Here is a 16,312-nt window from a genome sequence, read left to right as displayed (position 1 = left end):
CTAATTCTTGAGTATTTTGTCATCTTTTCTCCGATTTATATTATCGGGATTTGTTGCATTAGATTCTTGAATCTACCAATGGAAATAAAAATCACCCCATCTTCACGGAGAAGATTGCGTGCAAGGAAAAGCCTGGGGTACATCATATTTAACCATTTGGAATGGAACCGGCCTGTAGTTTCGGTGTTATTCGTAAACTTACGGCCTTTGGCATCTACTTGCCCTGTGTATTCCAAATAGGTTTTTAAGGACTCGGTATAGTCATCGGGGTAGACAAAATCATTTCCTGTATTGTAAGGAGGGTCGATATAGATCATCTTGACCTTGCCAAGATAGGACTTTTGTAAAAGTTTTAAAACTTCAAGATTGTCCCCTTCGATATATAGGTTTTCTGTAGTGTCAAAGTCCACTGAAGCTTCGCGGTCAGGGAGGAGGGTGGCCGTTGTGGGAGTTTGGATGGCTTTAAAACAATTTCGTTTCCCAGGCCAGTTCAGACCAAATCGTTCTTTTGGATCTTCCGATTCGATGTTTTCTCCCAGAGTTAGGCGAAGTTTGTCCCAATCAATGAGACTACCTTCGGTAAATACTTCCGGAAAATGTTCTTTAAGAATGCGAAGTTTGTCGTCTGTTAGGGTGTGCGATGTGAGAGGGAGTTTCGGGGGATTGGTCATTCTATGGGATTCCTTATGTTGGTTGGGTTAGATTCCAAAACGGAATCTCTTTCCAGCGAAGTGGAAAGCCCATTTCGCGGATGGGTATATTGGGATAAGCAGTCAGTAAATCTAAAAAACGATATTTCCATTGGCTCGTTGGAGAAATGAAACCTAACATGTATTGAATCATAGATAGGATAACAAAAATCTTATTAGGTTGTATTTCTACTGGTTGTTTCCAAACCAAATTATTTCTGGGGAGCATAGGTTTGTAGCCAAATTCTCGATTCCACAGCCGGGAATGATGTGCACAAATGTTTCTGACTGAGTTTAAACTGCCAATCCAAGACAATAGAACGGGTTCGGGCAAATTGTATTTTTTCGCAATTGATTTTGAATGGGATGTGGATATTCCTCTGAACATGGTAAAAAGTGCACCAAAACTGATGAGTTCCGTAGCCATCCATAGAGGTAACGAATCGTGTATGTCGCCGTATTTGTGCTGAAAATGAGAGACAAACTTTTCTTTGCTTCTTGAATATTCTTTTTTGATTTCCTCTTGGAGTTTTTCAAAATCAAATTCACTTAACATTGGAAATGCGGACTTTTCTGTGTACCCGAAAGCACCTGTTTGGTGAGAAAGTTTATATGTGATGTCTGTCCGTAAGGCAATTTCAATTTTTTCGATTCCATCTAAAACCAGAAGCCTAAGTTTCCGATCAAAACAATACCGATTCCATATTTCTGTTAGCGAGGTATTTTGTTTGAATTCTTCTTGGGGATAATTGCGAAAAGGGAACCAATATCCACTGAGGCGATAGTAACTAACCTGCTTTAAAATTGCGATTATATCATCACGTTGGGCAACCAATCCTCTGCTCAGAAGTTGATCCGCTTGTTCTTCGATTGTGAGGGCTTTTTTTCCGTAAATCATCGCCCTTATTTCCATAGAGGGCAAAAGACCTGCCAATTTGGGCTTACATTCAGAGGCCTGGCAGGTATGCTATCTATCATGATCGGCCATATCGGTAGATTCGCAAGTGAAAAATCACATGGGCTTCGAAAATCATTTTTAAAATAGTTCATATTTTTGGCAGGGTTTCCTTCATAAAATGGCAGAAATCACAAGGTTGGCAAGGGAAAAATGAACAGAAAATAAATGTTAAACGATTTGAATTGTGCAAGAAAATAGAACAGTTTCATCGATAACAAATTTAGCTTTTTTTTCCATTTCTTCTAAGAATTTTTCTTTTTCTTCATCAATAGAACGACGCGCAAATTCAAAACTCTTCCAGGCTTCATCCCTTTTTTTTTCGATTTCTTTCCTTTCTCTTTCTAGCTTTAATCGGTCTGTTAGGTTCCCTGCATCCTTCGCTTGTTTTTTGCGAATTTTAATTTCTTCATCAAATGCTTTTAATTCCTTTTGTAGACTCAAACGTTTGTCATCCGCCCAAGCATCTAATTTTTCATATTCTTTGGAAAAGAGCTCTTGGTTTCTTAAGTCTCGATTGATTAAGATTTGGTTTTTCTTAATTAGATGAAGTTCATCCAATTTGGTTTTTCTTGAATTTAAATCTTTTTCTGTATAAGTTTTCCACTGACAGGATCTAGAAAATAGACGAATTGCCTGATCATTATCTAAGGTTGAGCCATCTTCCCATAGAGTTGTTAATAATAGAATTTCTTCCTTTTCAAAACTATCCAAAGTCCAAAGCGTCGCTAATATATTCCCCTGTTTGTTTCTTAAATTCGCGTAACTCTGATCAATTCTATCTTTACTCAGTGTAAATGTCAAAAGACCATCCTCTGGAACTTTATCGTTTAGAGCAAAGTCCAAGATTTTTTTGGCAAGGGGATGGTTTGTATGGAAAACATTTTCCTGAAATAAGGATTTTCCCATTCGATAATGGCCGAGTTGGATAGGAATGGATGGAAATGGGTTGGAATCTAATCGAAAGCTAAGTTCTGCATCATTTGTTTTTCCGTGTTTCAATATGGCGTCCTTAGTTAAGATCCATAGTAACTTGGTTTGGCGATCGAACAAAATTTCACTTTCCTCCATTCGGATTTTGAGCTTTTCTTGCACAATCTCGTCAAAGTTGGTAAGTAATTTTTCTCTGGTTTCTTTTATCCTTTCATTTATATCTGATTGTAATTCAGATTGAAGTCTATCAAATGCATCCTGGATTTCTTCTTTGGTCCGGCAAGATTGGAAAATTTCTGCAATTCTCTTTTCAAAATCAACACCTGTCTCCACATTTCCAAGTACTTCATCGCTCGCTCCAAAAACACCGCTGAATAACTGGAATTTTTCGCTTAACAATTCATAGACGCGAACGTCGGCCAAATTCTTTTTGTTAAGGAAATTAACCACAACAACATCAAAATTTTGACCATAACGATGGCACCTTCCAATTCTTTGTTCTATCCTTTGTGGATTCCAAGGAAGGTCATAGTTGACTACGATAGAACAAAATTGAAGATTGATTCCTTCTGCTGCGGCCTCTGTGGCTATTAAAATCTGTCTTCTCTCTCTAAATTCTTCTACGAGGGCCGCCCGCATATCTGCCGTCTTGGAACCTGATATCTTGTCAGAATCTTTGTATTTTTCCATCCAAGACTGAAAGATAAGTTTTGAGGTTTCATCGTTATTAGATCCGTTGAACAATAGAATCTGATTCGCATAACCGTTGATTGATAAAAAGTCGTATAGGTAATTCTGAGTTCGTCTTGATTCTGTAAAAATGACAGCTTTTTTGGCTCCACCTAATCGTTCCATTTCGGAGAAAGCTTGCCCAAGTCCTGCGAGTAATACTTCTGCTTTACTATTTGCTTGGATACTATTGGCGAGTGTAAGATATTCTTTTAATTCTTTGATTTCAGCTTTTAGATTTTCAATTGTTTCAACCGAATGAATTGGTTGAGAGGCGGTTTTCTGACTTTGGTATTCCGACCATTCTTCTTGTAGTTCTTCGTAATCCTCAAAATCCTCAGCAATCAAATCTTGGATTTCTAAATCAATAGAGTTATCGGTTGTAAGTAACTTTTTTTCTAATCTATCGACTAAAGCCTGTAATGTTCCAGCAATTGCATAAGTGGAAGAAGCAAGAAGTTTGCGTAAGATTAAGGTCATGAGTTTTCTTTGGCTTTTGGGGAGTGCAGCTAAATTTTCTCGTTGTAGGTAAGCACTGATCCATTCATGCAAACGATTTTCATCATCACTTGGAACAAACTCTTTCGTAATAGGAATTCTTTTGGTATATTTAATGTATTCTAATACTTGTTTTCGAAGGGTTCTTTTGCAAATACCTTCTATTCTATTTTTAAGTAATTGAAGTTGCTCTTCTGATTGGATTCGTAAAAACTGCTGGGAGAAACTTTCAAAGTCACCAAATGTTTGTTCATCGATAATGCTTACCAATCCGTATAATTCGCTGAGTGAATTTTGTAGGGGAGTTGCTGTAAGAAGAAGTTTAAACCTACCACGTAAACTTTCTTTAATTGTGTTTGCTATGATGTTAGTCTCTTTATAAACATTTCTGAGCCTATGTGCCTCGTCAATAACCACAAGATCCCACGGAATTTGTGCGACTTCAAATGCCCTTGCTTTTACGAATTGATAGGATGCAATAACTACAGACTCTGAGTCAAAGGGATTGGAGATTCCGCTTCTCTGGATTAAATTAAAATTTTTCCCTTCAAGAATTTCGGATTTTAGATGAAACTTTTCTCTTAACTCACCATTCCATTGTTTGCGCAAATTTGCCGGCGCAATGATCAAAATTCTCTTTTTCCCTTCCGACAAAAATTGAGTGAGCACTAGACCAGCCTCGATGGTTTTTCCTAGGCCCACTTCATCTGCTAGAATCACTCCTCTAGATAAAGGCGATTCTAACGCAAATAATGATGCATCTAATTGATGAGGATTTAAATCTACTTGGGCTCCGAGCATAGCCTGCCCGAGTCTGTTTGGATCACCAGAGGCACGTTTTCTGGTTAGCTCTAAGCCAATTATCTTTCTTTGGTGCGGTGTTAGGTGCATAAACTAAAGCGACTAGTCCATTATATATTTTTACGCGAAATCTTTAATAAAACAGTTTATACTCTTAATACCGAATAATCATGACTTTAGAGATTCAACTTTCTTTCATAGGAAGACGTCAAGATATTTTTATGATCCTTCAAAGTTCTATCATCCATTTCAACCATTTGAAGCTATTGCCTTCAGATTTCTTTCTGTTAGTCGATGTTTCGTCTGCGTTCTTAATGGTTGTGGATCGACGGAATGGAAAGAATCTGAATTTGATAGCAACCAATTCATTCCCCGCGCCAGCGATAGAAGCGGAAATCCGAAGGATTGGAGCGGATAGCGCGGTCGTTATTGGATTTGTTTTTGATCTATTCTAAGATTTGAGGCGCCCCACCTTAATGGAGCTAACTAAAGAATGGTTTTAGATATCAAGTATTTTCGGTATATTGTTAAAGCTGTAATATCCACATGAAATTTGTTATGCGAACAAAGGCTTTTGAAATCATAAAAAATCTTTCAAACAAGGAAGGAAAAAACTGTAATCCTTCCTACCGATTTGTAACATTCTAATTGTGTTGTCTTCCGATTCAAATTGGATTTGGCCAAAAAACCAACCGAGTTTTGTAGTGACTTTTTTAATATTCGAAAATTCTAATGGGATGTGTTGGTGGCTGGATCGCATTATGGGATTTTGAACCAAATGAAATCTTTTGTTGGTGAGTAGAACGAGCCATTTTCCTGAGCTCAATTTTTCTTTGGATCCTTCGAGGAGACCGATACAATACCCTTGGATGATTTCGTCTTCTTCGATTATGTTGTGAAGGATTTTAAACTCAGGTACATACAGAAATAAAATATCTACGTTTATGTTCGGATGATTGGAAAGTAAACTTTTGATTTGCGAAACGATAGTTTCTTGGGATGGCATAGTCTGTTCCTTGTTTGATGGATTTCTCCCTCCAAATGATGGAACGATCTCATTTAAAGGGAGAGGGTGTAAAATTTATACTGCGTTTACGACTAAATCTCCACCGGCTTTCACTTCACCAGCTTCGTTTTTAGCTTCTACAAGAACAGTTACAGTTTTTTTCCCATCTTTTTCAAATTTCTTTTTGATGGTACCAACGATGGTTAGTTTTTCACCAAGTTTTGTCATGGCTTTGAAAGTCACACCAAAGTAAGCGATGTCTTTTTGTTCAGCCCAAGAAGTACAAAGTCTTCCTACTTGCGCCATCACATACATACCGTGGGAGATAGTTCCATCAAGTCCGGCTTTTCTTGCGAAATCAGGATCATTGTGGATGGGGTTAAAATCTCCAGATGCTCCCGCATAACGAACTAAATTTGCATGTTCGATGACTGGAATGTCTAGTGGAGGAAGTGTCTGACCAACTTCTACTTTATCAAATTCGATTTTTGCCATGGTTAGCCTCCTGTATTAATCCTTACGAATGAAGATCGCCATCTCAGCAGAGAGGATAGGATCATTTTTTTCATCATAGATGGTGGTTCTGAAAGTTACGATTTCTGCTCTTCCCGATTTTACATCGGCAATTTCGGACTGTGCGTACACTTTGCCCGGATACAGAATTTTGTGATACGTATACTCTTCTTTTAAGTGAAGGATTTTGGAAAGATCGATTCCGAGTTCGGCCATATCGTTCCAAATCTTTGGGTATCCCCAAAACATAATGACTGTAGGGAAAGTAGGGGGAGCGGGAACATCTGAGTATCCTGCTTTTTTTGCTTCTTCTACATCAAAATAGATTGGGTTTTTTTCGTTGATGGCGAGGCAGAATTCTTTGATCTTTCCTCGTTCCACTGTGAAATCAAAACGATCTAGTTTTTTTCCAACTATATCTTTGGTTATTGCCATTGGCATTTATCTCCTTAGTGTTTATCGATCCAAGAAACTAACTCTTTAAAGACGATGGCTCTGTCTTTCGGAAGTTCGTTCATGGTCTCGTGGTACAATCCGTCAAAAATTTTCATTGTTTTGTCTTTGGAATTTACCTTCTCGAAGGCCTCCAAAGTTCCTTGGACAAGAGCGATTTGGTCTTCTTTTCCATGGAACATATAAATGGGTACATTGATTTTTGTAGCCGATTCTAAAGCGAGAGCATAACAATTCAGTAAATAATCTCCCAAATAGGCACCAACATTTCCATGCACTAACGGGTCTTTTACGTATGCTTCCACAACAGATTTGTCATGCGAAATCATATTCACATCGAGACCTGTGGGAACCGTGAGAGTCGGAACAAATTTTGCTAATAAACCACCGGCACCTTTTTTAATATCCATCACAAGGTCGGTTTTGACTTTGATGGGAAGGGCACTACAAATGTAGGCATCTAAATCATTTTGGAAGTTGTCAGTGGCCGTATAAAGAAAGGTAACGGCTGCTCCCATAGAATGGCCAAGTAAAGTCACCTTACTTACACCTTCATTTCGTTTGGCGATATCGATGAGTTCTTTCAGGTCAGCAAAAAAATCGGAGAAGTGAGTGATGACACCACGGCGTCCATCGGATTTACCGTGACCACGGCAGTCGATGAGGTAAATGGCGTAATTGCGTTCTGCCATGGCTTCCAACAAAAAATTGTAACGACCACCGTGTTCCCCAATTCCATGGTGCACAACGAGCACACGTTTTACACCAGACTTGGGTCGGTAGATTTGATAATAAATCTTTCCGCCGTCTTTATTTTGAAAGGTAGACTCCTCACGGGAGTAGGCTTGTTCCCAATTACTCATAGATGTCAAACATGGACGATGGAAACCTAAAAAGAAAGAACTTTTCCTGTTCGTCGGATACCTGTTTTCCAAACTGGTTCCATATGCGAGCGACTGTTCTTTTCGCCCTATCGATCTGTTTTTGTCTCCTAAGCTGTTTGAACAAATCGGAAAGACGTTTCCCCGTCGACTTGGTTTTGGAGTTACGAAATGCCAAATCCAAAATTTCGATTTCCAAAGATTTACTCCCTTACCATTGGAAAAAAAATCCCGGTCGCCAAAGTGGCCTTCCCCATTCACGCAAATGGGAGAATACGCAGATTACTTTTAATTCTGATAAAGAAATCTTTTTAAATCATTCTTTGGATTCTCTTTTTTTCCCACCGGGCCAGGAGTATGAATTCAAAGTCCCACCGGGCCAATATGAATTTTCTGCGCTTGTTGGATTGTTAGGTGGAACAGAATTTCAATCCCAAGTTTCAGGAATTTTAAAATTGAATTCAGGTGAAAAAGTTCTTAAGGAATGGAACCTTGCCGGAACTATGAAGGAAAGTTGGATTTCGAAACAAGAAGTTTTGGAAATCGGAGAATCGGGATCTCTTCAGTTGGTGTGGGAAAGTAAAGATAGTTATCTTTTTGTCGGTGAACCTTTGTTATATTCCAAGGATACTTTGGAATCTTTTGCCAGTTCGGGGAAACCAAAGTCCGTGATTCTCATAGTCATAGATTCGGCAAGGAAAGATTTTTTTGGTTCTTACGGGTATCCATATTCTGTCACACCTGTGATGGACCAAATGGCAAAAGAATCTGTGTTCTTTGAAAATCCATTTGCCAATGGAAATTGGACAAAACCATCGATGATGTCTTTTTTTCATTCGGATTATTCATCTAACCTTGGTTTGGGGAATTCTTGGTTTTCGACAAAACCTTATCAGAGAAAAGTTTATTATGGGAAAAAAAGAGACAACTTAGCCAAAACCTTTCGAGAAGCTGGCTATTTTTCCAAAACGATCATGAATAATGTTTTCTTTTTGGATTATACAACGGTGGGTTTGGATTTAGGATTTCATAATTCGTTTCAAGTAGGAATGGACATTGTGGATACAGAAGTTCTCACAAACCACGCGATTGAGTTTGTAAACGAATCCAAAGACAAACCTTATTTTTTACATTTCAATTTAAATACGCCTCACGCCTCCTATTCTCCACCGCCAGAAGATATGGTCGCTGTTCGTTCGGTGGTTCCAACGGAAGTTTTTTACAAGTATGAATCTCCCGTGCAGCGGTACTTAGGCGAGATGCACTATACCGACCGTGAGATTGGACGGCTTGTGGAAACATTAAAAAAACAAGGAACTTATGACGAAACGATGATCATTGTGACCGGTGACCATGGTGAACTTTTTAGTGCCCATCATGATTACAGTTATCATTTCATTATGCAAACTCGGTTTGGCCATGGGGAAACCCATTATGATGAGGAAATTAATGTTCCTTACTTTATTAAACTTCCTAAGTCTATCCAAGATAGTTTAGGATCTGATTTGGCTAAAAAAGCTGATGGTGGACAGATTCGAATTCCTGGCCAGTCCTCTTTGCTTTCACTTGCGCCAACCATTCTCGGATTTTTAGATTTATTGCCCAAAGAATCCAGCTACCGAGGAGCTGACTATTCTTCTTGCATTCGCAAGGCAGATGTTTGTCCCAAAGAAAGTTTTATTTATACCGAAGGAAGGATGTCGGAATCGGTTCGGACAGAAAATTACAAATACATTCGTAGGTATCCTGGTTTTACTACAGTTAGGCGAACGGCGGCGGGAGAACCCCACACCATGGCCGAAGAATTGTATGACTTAAAAAAAGACCCAGAAGAAAAAAACAATTTAAGTCCTTTGCCAGAAGGAGAAAGGCTTTTACAAATCGCAAGGGCCGACTTCCGACGGGAAAATTTTTTAAGACGAAACCATTTACGAATTTTGATTCCGCCTTGTTCGGAAGCCATTTGCCGAGACTTCCTTTCTTTAAATGTACAAGGCTCCATTTATGATTGGGAGGTTTCTGACTCCATCCAATTGAGTTCAGGTTCTGCAAAAACAATCTCCTTACAAAAGGAATCTAACGCTGCACGATCTCCAAACTTAGGTGAGGAAGTTGTATTCAAAACAGTCAATCCAGAGCTTGGAGCTTTCTTTAGTTTTTCACGGAATGGAAAAACGATTCCTGTTCGTTTTGGTAGGTATGGATTGGAATACCAAAGATCTATCACCAACTTAGAAGACTTAATTGTGTCGGAAAGAGAGCCCGAAGGCTTTCCTTCCTCTGCTCTTCCTTGGGTGTATAACGATGGTGCCTTCAGTGGGACCAGGGAATCGGAAGTACAACGTGAGATGGGCAAAGAAGTGAAAAAAATATTAGAAACCTGGGGTTACATCCACGAATAATTGCTCGTATTGGCAATAGGGTTCGTCTTATTCTAACTAGACAATTGTATGAAAGACTCTTTTATTCCGCCACGTTTTGAATTTCCCATTGCCTTGGGATTGGATTTAGGTTTTCCCATTCTTTCCAAACTCCTTTTTAATATTGATGGAGTTGTGATATCGAAAGAAGATGAACTTCGCTTAAAAGAAATCAAAAACAAAAGAGTTTTGTATTTATCCAACCAACCGAGCGATTTGGAACCCATCATTGCTTATTATGTAGCGACTAAAATTGGAGCAAGGTTCCATTTTATGGCCTCTCGAAGTATTTTTAATTGGGGATTTGGTTTGGTAGGAGAAGTGATCAAAAGAGTTGGTGCTTTTTCAGTGATCACAGGAAGGTTAAATCGAAATGCAATCAAAACCGCAAAACAAATATTAGCCGAAAAAGATGGAAAACTTGTTATGTATCCAGAAGGAATGGTGTCTGGGGAAAATGATAATTTAGTATCGTTTATGCCTGGAGTGGCGCAAGTGTCTTTTTGGGGATTGGAAGCTGCTTTAGAAAAGGATCCAAATGCGGAATTATGGATCCAACCAAGTTTTGTGAAATATAAAATTTCGGGGTCTCGTGATTCGATCCTCGCCGACATTGAAACTTCTTTATCTAGGATTGAACGAAAGTTGAAACTCTATCCTGGTGGACGAACACTGTTACGAAGGTTTTTAACTGTAGGTCGTGTGATGTTGGAAGAAACGGAATTTGAATTAGGAATACCCAGGTCGGAAATCAATGGGAAAGATTTTGATTACCGTTTGGGGAGGGCAAGGCACACGGCTCTTAATTTGGCCGCTTCCATTCTTAATGTGAAGTTTCATGAATCCGACAATGCCATCCAGAAACTAAGGCTTCTTTTTATGGCCATAGATAGTTTGGAAGCAGGTTCCCCCCTTTCTTCTACACCAAAAAACTTAACCGATCAAAACATACGCAGAGCCAAACAATTAGTGGATACTGCTTATGCTTTTATCATTACCAAACCAAAAAACTTAATTCAATGGCCATCTGCGGAGCGTTTGATGGAATGTATTTGCAGTTTTGAAAAACATATATTTGGAAAAACAGAAGCAAGAGCAAGGAAAGCCCATGTGGTTTTAGGACCGGCATTTTCTGTGGCACCCTATTATAAACTCTATAAGTCGAACAAAAAAGAAGCCATCCAAAGTTTGCTCGTAGAGATGAGAAAAGAAATGGAACTTCTATTGGAACGAGGAAAAAAGGAAAGCGAACCAATCGTTCCTCCCTATTCGGTAGGATTGGATTTACAGATAGGTTAGTTAGTCCAAAACCAATGTAATTTCCACTCGACGGTTTTTATGCCGGTTTTCTTCTGAATCGTTTGGTACAATCGGGATTTCATCACCATATCCTCTAAAGGAAATATGTTTTTCATCCATTTTGTAATTATCAACTAAGGAATGTAATACGGCCTTTGCTCTATCTTCTGATAGTTTTTTGTTGTATTCTTTTTTCCCGATATTGTCTGTATGTCCAGAAACTCGAATTTCTCTGTCGGGATATTTTTTTAAGATCTCTGCAATCTTAGCCACTGCGGTTTCGGCATCGGATTTGAGTTTGCTATCATTAAAATCAAAAAGGATAGAATCCAAAGAGAATACAATTCCATCCTCAGAAGTGCGAACGGAGATCGGAAGTTTTTCAGGAACAGAATTTTTTTCCGGAATGGGAACCTCTCCTGTATCTGTAATACGTCCTAAATTATCACCGTTCGGTTCTTTTCCATGGATTGGATCTTTCCTTGGCTCTCCTAACTTAGTTCGATTTGGATCTCCCGTATAACCCACGATCAAATCACCAAGAATATCTTCACGAATGGCTTCTTTGTCTTTGGCATTGACTTGGTTACGAAGAAAGTAAATTCCTTTGATGTGAAAATTTGCTTCTTGGACGGTTCCGTTCGGATAGATAAAGGTATAAGATAGTTTTACTTCTTTGAACTCGGGAACACCTCTTGTCGCATTAAAGAAAACAGTTCCCGATGCAAACCCAAAAATTTTATACGGTACGTTCGGTACCATCTTTTCACCTTCTGGTTTTGTATAAAAAATGGGGTAGGTATAAGTGATCTTCTCACAATTTCCTTTATAATTTCCTTCCGACCAAGGGGCAGTGCCTTGGAAGGTATATTCGGGAACTACTTTTACACGAATGCGTTCTGCATTAAAATCAAAGGATTCTTCTGCAGGTAGTTTCCATACATCGGAAACAGAAACTGCTTCTTCGGGGAAACTTGGAAAACTGCGAAGGTTTGGCATTATGAATTCGTTTGGAACTTCATACCTTCCATTGCGAAAGAGTGTAAAATCAGAAACAAATTCTTTGTCCTTCCAAAATGGGCCGGATGTTTTCCCATACCGAATGTAAGTATCAAAAAAAGCATTCACCAAACAAGAATCAGATGAACATTTTTTTGGTTTCATCACGACTCGGTTTTTGTCTTCTCTTTCGACCGTTTTAGTGCCGACCCGGAAGTAAACATCATGGTATTCATTTAATTCCAATACTTGGTTTTCTTTCCATTTCCACTGGAAAGTGGTTTTTCCCGAGGGAACTGGGCTAGATCCAATCAGGGGAAGAATTATGACAAAACAAAATAATAGGAATCGGTGGCGAGTCTTCACATTGCAAAGATCGGGGAATTTTTTGAAAAACTGATAGGGGAAATGGAAAAAACTAGCGGTTTTTGCGATTGACGAAGGATGGATTTTGGGCTTTACCTGAAATACCATGAAAAACCTTTCTCTGCTTTTTTACATTTTGATTACAATCAACTTTGTCGCTTGTAAGGACAAACAAACCCTGAAAGTGGCAGGTTCTGAAACCATGAACAGTATGATGCGGTATTTAGGAGCCGAATATGAAAAGGTTAATTCCAATGTTCGTGTAACAGTCGAAGGTGGTGGATCTGAATCAGGGATTGACAGGTTACGAAAAGGCGAAATTGATATGGCAGTTTCTTCTCGCGACCTAAACCAGGCAGAATTTGATGACCTGCGCAAAACGGGAAATTTAGAAAAAGTAAGATTGGCTTACGATGGTGTGGCTCTTGTTGTCAATACCAAGAACACGGTATCCAAACTGAACCTAAGTCAAACTTCAGATATCTTTTCTGGAAAAATTAAAAACTGGAAGGAAGTAGGTGGAACCGATGCCCCTATCTCGATCGTCATTCGAAATGATAAATCGGGAACCCAAGACTATTTTCAAAATCACATCCTCAAAAGAAAAGATTTGGGTTTGAATGAATTTAATCAATACAAGGCTAATGTATTTTCTCCAGATGCCAAAATTGTAAAAGACAATGCGGAAATGGCAAAATTCATCCAAGGAAATCCAAATAGCATCGGTTATATGGGAATGGGTTCTGCACTTGTCGAAAACAAAGACAAATTAAAAGCCCTCGATTATGCTAGAACCAATAAAGATCCTTATGTTTCTCCTTCCGTCAGAAATGTTTATGATAGAAAATATAGATTGGCTCGGGAACTTTTTATGGTTTATAAAACTGACCAAGGTGATAAAATTGATGCCTTTGTTACTTTCCTTACCAGTGAACAAGGTCAGGTGGCAGTGTTACAGTCGGGATATTTAAGAGCTTCTCTTCCAGAAGTAGAAGTTTCTGCAGAACCAGTGAAATAAGTAACTGCCGGTAGATTCGTATCGACTAATAAGCCAAAACTCGGTTGTTCCCATAATCAGCGATGTACAACCGACCCTGTTTATCAAAATGGACGGCAGTAGGTCGGTATAAATTTTGGGCTGTGGGTGAGCCAGGGGAGCAGGAACCTGAATTGTTATCGGCCCCACAGTTTAGGTTTCCAAATTGCCCAACGACTCCAGTTGCTGTCATTCCAGAGGTAAGGTTAGTTCTGGGGTAAATAAGAACCCGGTGTCCATTGAGATCTGCTACAAATAAATTGTCACTTTGATCCAAAGCTACTGCTACGGGATTGTTTAAACCGTTACTGGATGTAGAGCTTGTGTTTGTTGTGAAGTTAATTTGGCCATAGACTCTGGTTGCAGTATTGGATCCCCTCGGAAAAAACATCACTCGGTGGTTTAAAGTATCGGCAACGTAAATTCCCCCTTCGGAATCAGCCACGACTCCTTGGTTTGCATTGAGACCATTAGCAGATTGTGTCGACCCATTACTTAAAAAATCGGGTTGGCCATAAACTGCGGAGGGAAGGTTTGCATCTTTGGGGAAATAAAGTACACGGCTATCACCGGAGTCAGAGACGTAGAACCCACCGGAACTTTCTAAACTCAAACCGATTGGCGTATAAAAACTGGATTGAGAAGTGGCGCCTCCTCCCGGTGTGACAAAGTTTGGAACACCAATCGCTCGGAAGGGAACTGTAATTTGGTCTGCATAGACTAACAATCGGCGGTTAGCGCCTGTATCAGCCACAAAAAGATTATTTGATGCATCTAGAAAGATCCCTCGAGGATTATTCAAAGTAGTTGCGGCGATAGAACCCAATGGGGTACAACTCTGATTCGTATGGGCATTGGAAATGTCACATGTAAACGAACCATGTTGGCCATATACTCGCATAGCCGTTGTTTGGCCAAGAGGGTAATATAAAACACGATTGCCACTGGAAATGTATACCCCACCTGCATTATCAGCGATTACAGCATTGGGTCCTGATAAATTTTCAGCGGTGGCTGGCCCTCCAGCAGAACAATCACTAACAGTTAAGTAAGGAAGACCACAGTTCAGATTTCCTAACTGTCCATAAACTTTAGTTGCTACCAAATCTCGAACTTGAATTGTGATTTGTCCAAGAGCCACACCCTTTCGGAAAACAGTATAACTCTGTCTCTCAATTGGAGATGTCGGCGTTCCCGAAAGGGCTCCCGTATTTGGATCTATATACAATCCTTCTGGAAGATTGGGGCGTACACTGACTTCGGTTTTTGAACCTAACCTAGATAATACGGAAATGGGAATAGATTTATAAAATGTAAAATCAGTGAATCGGTACAAATCACCAGTATTGACAACTTGGAATTGGCAAAAACCACCTTCAATGTTTGCAGAAACAATTAGTTGAGGAAAGAAGTCCTTCGAATCAGCATCACAAGGATTGGATAAGGATGCCATTTGGCAGTTTCCAGAAAAACAGAATACCAAAGAAAAGAAAATTAGCCGGACATTCATCTATACAATAAATAGATTCAGGGAGAGGGATTTTGGCAATATGTTTTTTTATGTATTGCCTTTGGAAATAAATTTCTTCTGATTAACGATTGCAGACCATTTGTTTTGTAGTAAATTTCATCTAATTCACATTAGTTGTTTTGATTACTTAAATAACGAATTCAATTGAATTCAAAATTCACTCCGTTCCTTCCAACTTTGCCACATAAGGCAGGTTACGATATTGACCTTTGTAATCTAAACCATAACCTACTAAAAATTCATCTTCGATAATGAAACCTGGATAATGTACAGGAATATGTGGGTTAGCTTTGTTTTGTTTCCAAAATAATGCAGCCACTCTTAAGTCTTTGGGATTTTGTTTTCCTACTTCTTCCAAAAGATATTCTAATGTTTTTCCTGTATCCACAATGTCTTCCACAAGGAGGACCGATTTATTTTTCACAGATTTTTTTAGTTCTTTGGTGATTTTTAGATTTCCGGAAGTGGTTCCATCTTCATAAGAAGAGGCAGCCATAAAGTCTACCTCATGGGAGATGGCAATGCTACGACAAAGATCTGCCGTGAAGATAAATCCACCATTTAAGATCCCAATCACAACTAGGTCTTTGCTTAGGAAATCGCGTGAGATCTCCCTTGCCAGTTCCTCTACACGGTGATGGATTCGTTCTTCTGAATATAAAGGTTTCATTCTTTGCCTATTTGCCCAGGGATCCAGAATACTGCCAGTTGGCAACTTCCCCAACTAAGATTTTTCCATGATTCTTCGGAAAAACTCAAGCCGAGAAATGAGGCTGTAGGAAATTTCTGAAATTTTGTGGGACTAGTTTCCCCAAAGAGAAGGGCACTTCCCAATTCTTCTAACCCAGGATTGTGGCCGACCAAGCAGACAGAACGAACGCTTGGTGAAAGTCCCTGTAATAAAAAAAGTAGGTCTTCCTTATCTGAGTCGTAAATGGATTCTCTTAGTTCCGGCTTTGGAAATCGTAAGATCTCTTTGCGTAGGCTTGCATAGGTTTTTTGCGTCCTGTCTGCTGGCGAAACCAAACATTGGTCAAATTCAAAACGACTTTCTTTTAAATAATCTCGCAGGGCTTTGGATTGTTCTTTCCCTCGACGAGAGAGAGACCGCTCCAAATCAGAATCATAAGGTTCATCCCATTCTGATTTGGCATGGCGCAGTAAATAAATTTGTTTCATACTAATAGATTAGTCGAAACAAAC

Annotated in this window: 14 protein-coding genes; 3 read left to right on the top strand and 11 right to left on the bottom strand. The window is 39.2% G+C overall.

The window, feature by feature from the left end:
* Positions 1-35: 35 nt before the first annotated feature.
* The 7 genes from JWG40_RS17015 to JWG40_RS16985 all read right to left on the bottom strand — a co-directional run bounded on the left by JWG40_RS17015 (position 36) and on the right by JWG40_RS16985 (position 7,440).
* Positions 36-671 carry a DNA methyltransferase gene (locus tag JWG40_RS17015; RefSeq protein ID WP_205286954.1) on the bottom strand — a complete coding sequence of 212 codons (636 nt, stop codon included), beginning with the start codon at positions 669-671 and terminating at the stop codon, positions 36-38.
* Positions 672-684: 13 nt separating this feature from the next.
* The gene (locus JWG40_RS17010) at positions 685-1,587 is read right to left on the bottom strand and encodes an Abi family protein (RefSeq protein WP_205286953.1); all 903 of its coding nucleotides are present in this window, start codon (positions 1,585-1,587) and stop codon (positions 685-687) included.
* A gap of 228 nt (positions 1,588-1,815) precedes the next feature.
* Positions 1,816-4,695, bottom strand: coding sequence for an SNF2-related protein (locus tag JWG40_RS17005; protein WP_205286952.1), 2,880 nt, complete (start codon positions 4,693-4,695; stop codon positions 1,816-1,818).
* A 490-nt stretch (positions 4,696-5,185) separates the two neighbouring features.
* The gene (locus tag JWG40_RS17000) at positions 5,186-5,611 is read right to left on the bottom strand and encodes a PH domain-containing protein (protein ID WP_205286951.1); all 426 of its coding nucleotides are present in this window, start codon (positions 5,609-5,611) and stop codon (positions 5,186-5,188) included.
* A gap of 75 nt (positions 5,612-5,686) precedes the next feature.
* Positions 5,687-6,106, bottom strand: a complete 420-nt coding sequence (locus tag JWG40_RS16995) for a MaoC/PaaZ C-terminal domain-containing protein (RefSeq protein ID WP_004786111.1) — start codon at positions 6,104-6,106, stop codon at positions 5,687-5,689.
* A gap of 15 nt (positions 6,107-6,121) precedes the next feature.
* The gene (locus JWG40_RS16990) at positions 6,122-6,559 is read right to left on the bottom strand and encodes an FAS1-like dehydratase domain-containing protein (protein WP_002988441.1); all 438 of its coding nucleotides are present in this window, start codon (positions 6,557-6,559) and stop codon (positions 6,122-6,124) included.
* Between the two features lie 14 nt (positions 6,560-6,573).
* Positions 6,574-7,440 carry an alpha/beta hydrolase gene (locus JWG40_RS16985; protein WP_205286950.1) on the bottom strand — a complete coding sequence of 289 codons (867 nt, stop codon included), beginning with the start codon at positions 7,438-7,440 and terminating at the stop codon, positions 6,574-6,576.
* An 11-nt stretch (positions 7,441-7,451) separates the two neighbouring features.
* On the opposite strand from JWG40_RS16985, the gene JWG40_RS16980 reads away from it, so the two are divergent.
* Positions 7,452-9,860 (top strand): sulfatase family protein, encoded by a 2,409-nt coding sequence (locus JWG40_RS16980; RefSeq protein ID WP_205286949.1) that lies wholly within the window; start codon positions 7,452-7,454, stop codon positions 9,858-9,860.
* A 48-nt stretch (positions 9,861-9,908) separates the two neighbouring features.
* Positions 9,909-11,177: a lysophospholipid acyltransferase family protein gene (locus JWG40_RS16975; protein ID WP_015680754.1), complete on the top strand. Its 1,269-nt coding sequence runs from the start codon at positions 9,909-9,911 to the stop codon at positions 11,175-11,177.
* On the opposite strand, the gene JWG40_RS16970 is transcribed toward JWG40_RS16975, so the two are convergent.
* The gene (locus tag JWG40_RS16970) at positions 11,178-12,650 is read right to left on the bottom strand and encodes an OmpA family protein (RefSeq protein WP_232369451.1); all 1,473 of its coding nucleotides are present in this window, start codon (positions 12,648-12,650) and stop codon (positions 11,178-11,180) included.
* Here JWG40_RS16970 and JWG40_RS16965 point away from each other — a divergent pair.
* A complete protein-coding gene (locus JWG40_RS16965) occupies positions 12,649-13,560 on the top strand; it encodes a phosphate ABC transporter substrate-binding protein (protein WP_205286948.1) in 912 nt (303 codons plus the stop codon). The genes JWG40_RS16970 and JWG40_RS16965 overlap by 2 nt on opposite strands.
* 25 nt (positions 13,561-13,585) lie before the next feature.
* Here the strand turns inward: JWG40_RS16965 and JWG40_RS16960 are convergent, their stop codons facing one another.
* The 3 genes from JWG40_RS16960 to JWG40_RS16950 all read right to left on the bottom strand — a co-directional run bounded on the left by JWG40_RS16960 (position 13,586) and on the right by JWG40_RS16950 (position 16,288).
* The gene (locus JWG40_RS16960) at positions 13,586-15,031 is read right to left on the bottom strand and encodes an NHL repeat-containing protein (protein ID WP_205286947.1); all 1,446 of its coding nucleotides are present in this window, start codon (positions 15,029-15,031) and stop codon (positions 13,586-13,588) included.
* A gap of 235 nt (positions 15,032-15,266) precedes the next feature.
* The gene (gene hpt / locus JWG40_RS16955) at positions 15,267-15,779 is read right to left on the bottom strand and encodes a hypoxanthine phosphoribosyltransferase (RefSeq protein ID WP_205286946.1); all 513 of its coding nucleotides are present in this window, start codon (positions 15,777-15,779) and stop codon (positions 15,267-15,269) included.
* Positions 15,776-16,288 (bottom strand): SixA phosphatase family protein, encoded by a 513-nt coding sequence (locus tag JWG40_RS16950; protein WP_205286945.1) that lies wholly within the window; start codon positions 16,286-16,288, stop codon positions 15,776-15,778. Before JWG40_RS16950 ends, hpt begins: the two co-directional genes overlap by 4 nt.
* Positions 16,289-16,312 lie beyond the last annotated feature (24 nt).

The sequence above is a fragment of the Leptospira abararensis genome (assembly GCF_016918735.1).
In the GTDB taxonomy this organism is placed as follows: Bacteria; Spirochaetota; Leptospiria; order Leptospirales; family Leptospiraceae; genus Leptospira_A; species Leptospira_A abararensis.
The sequence above is the reverse complement of the archived record's forward strand: the minus strand, read 5'-3'. Positions and strand labels throughout refer to the sequence as shown.